Genomic DNA, 7232 nt, shown 5'->3' on the forward strand with positions numbered 1-7232 from the left:
GCCACGGTCCGGTAGGGGCTTACCGAGATCGGCCAATCGACCGACGCGTCCTCGATAGGTTGCCTCTCGGCGTCGGCCCAGAGTTGAGCCTTCAGCTCGAACGCCACATCATGCTCGCGGAAGAAGTCGATTGCCGCGTGGCGGAAGCCGTCCTCGTCGACGTGTGGGTCGAGCCGCCACTCGGATAGGGCGCGCTGAGCCTCGGCCGTGGGAACGGCCGCGAGCTTGGCCACGTAATCGCCAAAACGGATCGGAGCTTGGCTGAAGTAGCTGTCGGCGAGGGGATGGCTGTACGGATGGCCGAAGAAGTCGGCGAGCGCGCTCTCCGTGCCGAAGGCGTGCAGCGCCCGATTGAGGTTGCGCATGGTCGACGAGACCGCGCTCTTGACCCCCTCTGGCAGCGCGGTGGATTTGCCGATGACCGTACCATCGCGCAGGAAGCCCGCGGCCGTACCAGATGGGAAGGTCGTGCCGGTGGCGAGCACGAAGTCCTGGGTATCAGCGTCGTGGCCGGGCAGCTTCTCGCCGGGGACGTCGAACACCTTGATGGACATGCCACGGTGAGTGGAGACCCGGTCACCGAGCGTCTCGCCCGGGCCCTGCGCGAAGCGAACCGCAATCGGTCGCGTCCCCGGCGTGGCGAAGAGGCCCTGCGCCAACTCCGGAGGTAGATTGGTTGCGATCGTGAGTTCGCCGGTCACGCAAGCCGAGCTTTTGGCGTGGCTGGCACGGACCGCATGGTGCTCGCGCTTCTCGACCGTCTCGGACTGCTGCGTCATACCCTTGATGATGCCGTCGATCGTCGCCTGCTCGTCTGGAGCTGGCTGCTCGATGTCATGGGTGTAGCGCAGGTAATTCATTCTCGGGCTCTCACGCGCGGTTCTTTGGATGAAGTTCCGTGCGCATGGCCAAGTTCCTAATCGTCCGCTCCGGCTGGAGACGTGGCGCTCACTCTCACGGCGCTGGGGCGCCATTCAGCATCGCGTCGGAGTCGGACGCTAGCTGATGCAAGCCGGAGGGAACAGACAGATCCGCCCTGCGCCTTAGGCCCCAGGGCTTCCCTCAGACTTCCGCGGCCGACCAGCGGCACGCTTCGGCTTGTCGGAAACGACCTCGGCGCGCTCGACGGCCTTCGCCGAGTTCTTCCGCTGCTGGCCGAGCCCAAGGTTTTTGGCGAGTGCCGAGCGCGTCTCGGAGTAGCTGGCCGCCACGGACGGGTAATCGCGCGGCAGGCCGAAGCGCGTCCGGTACTCCTCCATCGTCATGCCGTTACCGGTGACATGCCGCTTCAGGGTCTTATACGGCTTGCCGTCGATGAAGCTGACCAGTGCGTCCGGGGTGATGGATTTCCGGATCTGAGCGGGGGAGAGCTTCTCAGTTGGGGGAGCGCTGGCGATCTTACCTCGGCCGAGCCCAGTGAGGGCAGCATGCATGCTGGCGATCAGAGCCCCAATCTCGCTTGGCTGGATATGGTTGTTCGACACGTATGCTGCGATAAGGCTCGTCGTCAGGTCGGTGTAATTGAGGGCCTTCGGCTCGATTGTTTCTACGATCGCGTCCACAGTGCACCTATTATTATAAAAACCCATATTCTGTGGATGGGCGTCAAAACGCAATGATTTTGAAAGCAAAATTTTGTTTCTGCTGCTATCAAAGCCGCCATGATGGAGTCTCCGGCTCTTGAGAGCAGTGCGCATATTATCGCCGAGAACGTAGCCTCGGCATTCGAGCGCGAGTGCGCCGATGTGGACTTTGGCGATTTTTTCCGAGAGACCTTCGTAGCTCGCTTGTTGCACGAGATCCTATCCGTAATGCCGACGCGCTCCAGCGACACTCTGACCGCCGCTTGCAATCGCGCCCTCGACAACACGGCCGGCGTGATGGGGCACTCTTGCCCTCGGGTTGAGGCAGTCGATCCCGACGACGGGTCGGTGACGATGCGCCCCTGATGAGGAAGTGGGCCGGATCCCGTGTCGACGTGGTTCGGCCCTGTGCCGTTCGGCATCCGAGCCGGAGCGACGGGCGGGATGTAGCACGTAGGCCTTTCAGCGAAAGCGCAGCGATTACTGAGAACCACCCCAAGCTTACAGACTGCAGATGTTTCTGAAAGGCGGCACCGCGCTAGAGTTGCGCTACCTGAAATAGCTACGTTCTGCTAGGCATCGATAATAAGGAGTTATCGGTGACGAGAGAATTAGCTTGAGGTTGCGTGCCCCTCACTGCGCCCGGGGAGACCCGCGCGGCGCCTGTACCGTGCGGAGACGGCGGTTGCTGTAACGATCGTCGGGAAAGCCGCCGTCTGTAAACTTCTACAGATCGCCACCGCCAGCATCGGGCGGCATGCGCGTCCGAATGACCAGAAAGGCCTTGTCCCCCGCCCGCTTCGCTGCGTCGGTGGTCGGGTAACGGTGCTCCGAGCTCTGGATGAGCAGGCCGCCTTGGCCATAGTAAATCGACCACTTCCATGGCTCACCCGGTCCGTCGGCGCGCTCGATTTCGAGATGCGGGTTGGGCAACGAACCAGCCGACATCACTGCGCCGCCTTCTGCCGTTGCTGGGCCTGCCAGTCGCTAACGATAGCCTCGATCTGGCCGGCGAGGTCCTTGTCGGCCGGCATCGGCGACGCACGCAGGCCTGAGACCATCGCGCCAAAGGACGGCCAGTCGGCCGCCATCTCGTTCAGGCCGAGCACGATCTGCCGATCCAGATCCGCGTCGGACAGACGCGCCAGACCGCTGTACCGGGGGCTCGCTTCCAGCTTGGCGATCTTCGCCTCGATCTCCTTGATCCTCATTCGATCATCCCCTCTCGGCGCAGCAGGGTGGCGGCCCAGCTCTGCGTCGTGGGATCCGGCTGCCTGAGCCAATCGATCAGGGCATCCAACTCCTCGTCGGTGTAGCGGTCCGGTCCCGGAAGAAAACCAGGGGTCCGCTTCTCCAACCGGATGACACGGGCCTCGATTTCCTTGATCCTCATGACAGCCGCGCCCTCAAATCCCGGTAATAGGTGGCGACGTCGTGGTCGCACGAACGGATCCGCGCGATGAGCTGTCGCTCCTCCGGATCCTCGGCCGCGTCCCACGCGTCCATCAGCGCGTCGATGCCGCCGGCGTCTGTCGCCAGCTTATGCAGGCTGTCGAACAGCACGCGCTCGACCTGATCATAGGACAGGTGGTCGAACTGGCCGGTGCCGCGCTTCGCCTCCAGGCGCGCGAGGCGTGTCTCAATCTCTCGGATCCTCATGCGCCCTGTCCTTCCAGTGCCGCGAGGCGCCGATGCAGGTCGGCGGCGGTGATCGCTTCGATGTGAGCACTTACCGCCTTGCCGACGTCGGCAGCCTCGGATGGGGTGATCTCGCCCGACGACACGGCCCGCAGCAGGGCCTCGGTCGCTTTGGGTAGATCCTCGGCTGTCTCGATGATCGGCAGGTCGAACGTGATGGAGCGGTCCCGGCGCGGCGACAGCAGGCGGTCGAGGCACAGCTTCATCGCGCCGCCGTCGCCTTCAAGGGCAAGCTCGATCGCCTTCCGAGACAGTTTCTCGGCCTCGCCCTCGAAGATGGCCTCCAGGGCCAGCGTCGAGCGGTTGCGCGAGCCGCGGGGGCGGCCAGCGGGGTTGCCGGACTGGCCGGGCTCGAACTGAGTTTCTTCCTTCGGCATCACGCAGGCCTCGGCAGCGCGGTCCTGTAAACAACAGGAAAAATACAGGACGATAGTATCACAACGCAGGCCACGGCGTCGGATCCTGGCCGGCAGGCAGCAGGTCGGCCCATACGCCGCACAGGATCGCGGTGCGGGCATCGGCACGGCCAGGGTCGGCCGCGGCGACCGCATCCACCAGCGCCACCAAGACGGCGAGACCGCCGGCCACGTCCGCCTCCAGGCCGGCACGGAACAGGGCCGATCGGAATGCGAGGGCGGCTGGCGCCGTGCCGTGGCGCTCGATGCCCTGGACCAGGGCGAGGACGCTGGCCGGCGTCGGCGAATCGGGAAGGGCGGCAATCACGGCTGCGGCCTCCCGATCCCGTGCCAGGCCATCTCCAGAACGATCGCCCGCCAACCGGCGTGGCTCGGGTCCATCTCGGCGATCTCCACCTCTAGGGCGGTAAAAACCTCGTGCGGGTTGGCGGCGTGCAGGGCGTGACCGATGCGGCGCAGTTCGGCCCGGCAGGCGGTGCCGATCGGATCGACGGCTAGCCCCGCAACGTCGAGGGCATCGGTCGATGCCTGCGCCAGGGTATCGGTCCAGGGGCGGCCGGGCAACCACTCTGGATTGGCAGCGGCGTTCCGCTTGCGCTCGCCGGTCACGACGATGCGCAGCAGGGCGTCGGCGGCTGCCTCGATGGTCGCGGCGGCAGCACTCTGCCAACTTTGCGAACTCACGGGTGCGCGCGTGCGCGAGGCTGTGACTGGTGACGGCATGGCGATTCCTCTCAGGCAGCATCGTCAGGGGTGTCCTGGTGGAAGCTCGGCCGAGGGCGCGGACGGCTTCTGCGCGCCGTGATCATCATCACCTTGTCGCGGCTGGCGATGCGACGCGCGCTCCGTTCGGCGTCGGCCTGGGTCGGCATGAACCTCCGGTCAGTGATGGCGCCGGCCTCTAGCCGCTCGATGCACCAGCGGCCGTTGAGGAGAGCGACGCGCATACCGGACGTGCGGTCTCGGATTTCGACCTGCATGCGGGGGGAACTGGACGACATTCGGCATGGTGACCTCTCAGGCTGCGGGACGGGTGAGGGCGGCGTAGCTCGCCAGGATCTGGCGGCGGTCGTTGGCGGCGAGCGCGTCGAGGGCGCAGCAAGCGGGCTCAAGAGCGGCGGGGTCCGTCTCAGCCTGGGCGAGCAGCCGCAGGGTGGCTACTACAGCAACGTCGCCAAGGCGCTCGGCGCCGTGAAGCAACAGCAACAGCAGGGCCAGAAGGCGCCGCAGATGAAACTGGCCCAGCCTTACCGGCCGAGTCCGATCGGCCTGCAGCAGGCGCGGGCCATGTTCGACCCCTCGCAGTTCTACAGCACCCTGCAGCAGGCCGGCATCAAGACCGCCGGGCACCCTGGATCGCGCGTCGGATAGCGAGCGCCCGGAACGCGCGGTCCAGCCGCTTAGGGTACGGCCGCTCTTCCAAGCGGAACCAGCCGCCGCGGGGCGTCGGTTCCTGCTGCGGGTTGAAGCTCTGGCCTCGATGGTCGGGCATGCGCGCAAGATGGCGATCAAGCCCGAAGCTGTCGAGGCGGCTGGCGCCTCAGGCTCCCTCGGGGCGCGCCGCGCTGGGCGCGAGGCCGGGGCCCTTGATGGAGGCTTCGAGCTTCGAGCGATCCGCGCTGGCACGCTCGGCCACAAGGCGATCAATCCGAGCCGCGCTGCGCTTCGACATGGCGAGGCTGGCTCCCGCCAGGATGACGGTAGCGCTGGCGGCGGCGGCGATCGTGAGCAGAACTGCGTCGGTCATCTCAGCCGCTCCAGGGTCAGGAACGCTGCGGAATGTAGGGCCACGGCGAGCAGGAACCAAACCACCATTAGGAGCAGGGTGGCGCCTGTCGGGCTGGACGCGTCGCGGGACGCCGCGACGATCAGGGTGATGACGCCCGCCACGATGAAGCCGGCGGCGACGGTATTGAGCAGCGTCGCGCGGATCTTGGTCTGCTCGTTGTGGACCAGGATCTGGCGAGCAATCTCGGGAGCGCTCTCGGCCATCAGTCGGGATCGGCCGCGCGCGTGCGCACACCAGCGCCCCCGCCGTTCTGCGGGATGAACTGAATGCCGGCTGCTTCGAGGGCGCGCTGGATGGCAGCCTCGTTCGCGGCGGTCACACCAAGGGCACCCTCCTGCATCTCGGCTCGGCGCACGGTTGCGACGCCTACGCGTGCCGCATCGGCAACATCCTGAGCGGTCCAGCGCAAGATGGCACGGGCAGCGCGAAGCTGTTGGCCTGTGATTGTCAAAATATCACCTGAGCGCCGGTTGACCACCGATTGATCGAGTGATATTCAGACTATCACACGGTCACTGAGCGATCAACGCCGATGTCTAACCGCAGCATCTCCTGGAACGCCGCCCTCCGCGACATCCGCTCTGACCGGACTGTCGTGCCGGTCGGGTTCCTCTCGGCCCGGGCTCGCTGCCAGGGCTTCGCTGAGTTCCGTCATCGCCCGTTGGTGGTGGCGGGCCAGTTCGACCGCTCGGCCGTGATGGCTGCGGCCGCCTCTGCCGCGAAGGCACATCAGGAGCGCCACGGCGGTACGTGGCAGGCGGCGATGTCCGTCTGTCTGAAAGCATCCTGGCAGGCCGCGCGGATGGCGCGGAACGCCACGGCACACTGAGTTCACGAGATCCGGGTTCGGCCGGACGCGGGCGGCGGCCACCGTATTTCTGGCACCCATTCGATGCGTGCCGCCGCTCGCACCCCTTCACCACCGACCTGAGACCCCTGCAACGAGCCCTCACGGAGCACGACCCATGACGTACGCCCTCACCGTCACCCGCCCCACGCCGCTGCTGCGCACGTCGCTCTCGGACCGCCTCGCCGCAACCCGCGCCGCCCTGTCCCGCGTCAGCAAGGCGCCTGCCCTATCGCAGATCCGCGCCGAGTTGCTGGCCGCCTACGCTGAGCAGCGCGCCGTCATGCCGTTGTTCGATCTGATGGCTGACAGCGACACCCCGGAATACCGCGCCGGGCTTCGCGTCGAGCGGCGTCTCCGCGAAGTGCTGGCAGCCATCATTGAGGCCCCGACGCCGACGACGCTGGACGGCCTCGGTACCCTCGCGCTGGCCATGGCTATCGACGCCGAAGGCAACCTGAACGGCCGTCGCGGCGATTGCGAACCGGAATACGCCCATGCCGCTCGCGCCCTCGTCGTCCTCACGCGGGTGGATCTGCCGACCGGCTTCACCGGGTTCGGTGACGAGCCCGACCACGAGGCCCGCGAGGAAGCACTGATGTCTGACCCGGTGAGCATCCCGGGCTGGGCACGGGCCGACGCCGCCTGACAGGGATCCAGCACGAGCCTGATGAGGCCGGGGCAACCGATGGCGAGCCATCACCGGGCCGCGCGCACAATCGCTCAGCCAGCGAGGGGCAGCTCTCGCAGCGCTACGAACACGGCGTGACACACGGCTAGATCGTCCTCGGGCTCGCCACCCGACGAGCCGACGCCGCCCACGATCTCATCGCCCACCAGCAGCGGCAACCCGCCCGTCAGTGGCAGGCGTCCCGGGAAGGCGAGAAGCGCCGCGTTCG

Annotated in this window: 17 protein-coding genes; 3 read left to right on the forward strand and 14 right to left on the reverse strand. The window is 66.5% G+C overall.

The window, feature by feature from the left end:
• The 10 genes from MKK75_RS01835 to MKK75_RS01880 all read right to left on the reverse strand — a co-directional run.
• Nucleotides 1-860: catalase family protein (locus MKK75_RS01835; protein WP_244040929.1), on the reverse strand; the 860-nt coding region annotated here is incomplete at its 3' end.
• A gap of 183 nt (nucleotides 861-1043) precedes the next feature.
• A complete protein-coding gene (locus MKK75_RS01840; RefSeq protein WP_313901826.1) occupies nucleotides 1044-1796 on the reverse strand; it encodes a MucR family transcriptional regulator in 753 nt (250 codons plus the stop codon).
• Nucleotides 1797-2309: 513 nt separating this feature from the next.
• A complete protein-coding gene (locus MKK75_RS01845; protein ID WP_244040930.1) occupies nucleotides 2310-2531 on the reverse strand; it encodes a hypothetical protein in 222 nt (73 codons plus the stop codon).
• A complete protein-coding gene (locus MKK75_RS01850) occupies nucleotides 2531-2794 on the reverse strand; it encodes a hypothetical protein (protein ID WP_244040931.1) in 264 nt (87 codons plus the stop codon). Before MKK75_RS01850 ends, MKK75_RS01845 begins: the two co-directional genes overlap by 1 nt.
• Nucleotides 2791-2976, reverse strand: coding sequence for a cytochrome c (locus MKK75_RS01855; RefSeq protein ID WP_244040932.1), 186 nt, complete (start codon nucleotides 2974-2976; stop codon nucleotides 2791-2793). Before MKK75_RS01855 ends, MKK75_RS01850 begins: the two co-directional genes overlap by 4 nt.
• A complete protein-coding gene (locus MKK75_RS01860) occupies nucleotides 2973-3242 on the reverse strand; it encodes a hypothetical protein (protein WP_244040933.1) in 270 nt (89 codons plus the stop codon). The genes MKK75_RS01855 and MKK75_RS01860 overlap by 4 nt, the downstream gene beginning before the upstream one ends.
• Nucleotides 3239-3658, reverse strand: coding sequence for a DUF5681 domain-containing protein (locus MKK75_RS01865; RefSeq protein WP_244040934.1), 420 nt, complete (start codon nucleotides 3656-3658; stop codon nucleotides 3239-3241). The genes MKK75_RS01860 and MKK75_RS01865 overlap by 4 nt, the downstream gene beginning before the upstream one ends.
• 58 nt (nucleotides 3659-3716) lie before the next feature.
• Entirely contained in the window at nucleotides 3717-4004 is a 288-nt protein-coding gene (locus MKK75_RS01870) for a hypothetical protein (RefSeq protein ID WP_244040935.1), read from the reverse strand.
• Nucleotides 4001-4381: a hypothetical protein gene (locus MKK75_RS01875; protein ID WP_244040936.1), complete on the reverse strand. Its 381-nt coding sequence runs from the start codon at nucleotides 4379-4381 to the stop codon at nucleotides 4001-4003. Before MKK75_RS01875 ends, MKK75_RS01870 begins: the two co-directional genes overlap by 4 nt.
• 50 nt (nucleotides 4382-4431) lie before the next feature.
• Nucleotides 4432-4677, reverse strand: coding sequence for a hypothetical protein (locus MKK75_RS01880; RefSeq protein WP_244040937.1), 246 nt, complete (start codon nucleotides 4675-4677; stop codon nucleotides 4432-4434).
• Here MKK75_RS01880 and MKK75_RS01885 point away from each other — a divergent pair.
• Nucleotides 4676-5068 carry a hypothetical protein gene (locus MKK75_RS01885; protein WP_244040938.1) on the forward strand — a complete coding sequence of 131 codons (393 nt, stop codon included), beginning with the start codon at nucleotides 4676-4678 and terminating at the stop codon, nucleotides 5066-5068. The genes MKK75_RS01880 and MKK75_RS01885 overlap by 2 nt on opposite strands.
• 169 nt (nucleotides 5069-5237) lie before the next feature.
• Here MKK75_RS01885 and MKK75_RS01890 read toward each other — a convergent pair whose 3' ends face one another.
• Genes MKK75_RS01890 through MKK75_RS01900 form a run of 3 tightly spaced genes read right to left on the reverse strand, consistent with a single transcriptional unit; the run spans nucleotide 5238 to nucleotide 5964 of the window.
• The gene (locus MKK75_RS01890; RefSeq protein WP_244040939.1) at nucleotides 5238-5444 is read right to left on the reverse strand and encodes a hypothetical protein; all 207 of its coding nucleotides are present in this window, start codon (nucleotides 5442-5444) and stop codon (nucleotides 5238-5240) included.
• A complete protein-coding gene (locus MKK75_RS01895) occupies nucleotides 5441-5689 on the reverse strand; it encodes a hypothetical protein (protein ID WP_244040940.1) in 249 nt (82 codons plus the stop codon). Before MKK75_RS01895 ends, MKK75_RS01890 begins: the two co-directional genes overlap by 4 nt.
• On the reverse strand, nucleotides 5689-5964 hold the full coding sequence (locus MKK75_RS01900) for a transcriptional regulator (protein WP_244040941.1): 276 nt from the start codon (nucleotides 5962-5964) through the stop codon (nucleotides 5689-5691). Before MKK75_RS01900 ends, MKK75_RS01895 begins: the two co-directional genes overlap by 1 nt.
• A gap of 54 nt (nucleotides 5965-6018) precedes the next feature.
• Between MKK75_RS01900 and MKK75_RS01905 the strand changes: the two genes are divergently transcribed.
• Nucleotides 6019-6315 (forward strand): hypothetical protein, encoded by a 297-nt coding sequence (locus MKK75_RS01905; RefSeq protein WP_244040942.1) that lies wholly within the window; start codon nucleotides 6019-6021, stop codon nucleotides 6313-6315.
• Nucleotides 6316-6451: 136 nt separating this feature from the next.
• Nucleotides 6452-6982 carry a hypothetical protein gene (locus MKK75_RS01910; protein ID WP_244040943.1) on the forward strand — a complete coding sequence of 177 codons (531 nt, stop codon included), beginning with the start codon at nucleotides 6452-6454 and terminating at the stop codon, nucleotides 6980-6982.
• 74 nt (nucleotides 6983-7056) lie between these two features.
• Here MKK75_RS01910 and MKK75_RS36275 read toward each other — a convergent pair whose 3' ends face one another.
• Entirely contained in the window at nucleotides 7057-7200 is a 144-nt protein-coding gene (locus MKK75_RS36275; RefSeq protein ID WP_409567499.1) for a heme-binding protein, read from the reverse strand.
• Nucleotides 7201-7232: the final 32 nt, after the last annotated feature.

It is taken from the genome of Methylobacterium sp. J-030 (assembly GCF_022829545.1).
Lineage (GTDB): Bacteria > Pseudomonadota > Alphaproteobacteria > Rhizobiales > Beijerinckiaceae > Methylobacterium.